The organism is Pseudomonas khorasanensis (assembly GCF_014268505.2).
Taxonomy (GTDB): Bacteria; Pseudomonadota; Gammaproteobacteria; order Pseudomonadales; family Pseudomonadaceae; genus Aquipseudomonas; species Aquipseudomonas khorasanensis.
This window is the reverse complement of sequence record NZ_JABWQP020000037.1, coordinates 1-1054: the sequence shown is the minus strand read 5'-3', so window position 1 is coordinate 1054 and position 1054 is coordinate 1. Positions and strand designations below refer to the sequence as shown.

General features: G+C 53.4%; 1 pseudogene. It reads left to right on the top strand.

The features are described 5' to 3' along the window. A pseudogene (locus tag HU727_RS25470) lies at positions 1 to 1054 on the top strand (type IV secretion protein Rhs); the annotation flags it as partial.

Genomic DNA, 1054 nt, shown 5'->3' with positions numbered 1-1054 from the left:
ACCATCAATAAAATCATTGATGCATCAGGGATTCTTGAAGTCTCCGGCCTTACTCCCAATCAGCAGTACAAAATCACCTTCTTCCCGAATCCGACGCCGGCCCAGATCGACAGTTTGTTCAATTCCTACCAAGGCGTGATCGGCGAGTTGGGCGGCTGGCTACAAACCGAATGGGGCACCAGTTTCTTGCCGCTTTGGCAGGCACACACCGATGCCTCCCTTGGTGGTCGCGCGTTGCAGGAACTGGAAGCGGCCTGGGAAGGCTTCATGAAAGCGATCATGGGCTTATGGGGCGATATCAAAAGTCTCTACGACCTCATCGCGCATCCTCGAGAAAACTACGAGAAGCTGAAAAACTTTTTCACTGAAGAACAGATCAAGAAGATTTACGACGCCTCTGCCGACGCTATTCACACTGCTTTATTGATCGCTAGCGATGAGCCGCTGATGTGGATATACGTCGCGGCAATCGTGGCCTGGGTGAAGATGCTGCCACCGCAGACTTGTACCGAAGTGCTGGCGCAAATGTCGACAGAGTTCCTGCTGAACATTCTGATCGGGGTTGTATTGACTGGTGGCCTTGGCTTGGCCGTACGCGTGGGTACAAAAGCCGTCAAAGGGGCGCAAAGCAGCGGCAAAGTCATAAAGCTGATTGAAGACTTCACCGGCATGTTGATGAAAGTCAGCAAGTCCAAGGCGACGCTGCACACCGAAGCATCGAGGCCGTTATTGCTCAATGGTGATTCGAAATTCAATCCGGCACGCAAAGCGGATGTTCAGATTGCCGCTCCCAAACCTGCCGAAACTGCCACGGCTCCGAAGAGCAAGCCGCCGATCACTGGTGGAAAAGTGGAATCCGATGCGCAGATTCAGGCACGTAAAAAAGATGAGCCCGCCTCACGCGTTGAACAAGTAGAACCCGTCGATAACGCTCCAAAGCAGTCGAAGAACCCGGCCGATGAACCCGCTCAATGCGTAGATAAAACCTGCTCCAACGGCGAACCGGTATCGATGGTGACCGGTGAAGAGTTACTGACGCTCACCGATGGGGAGC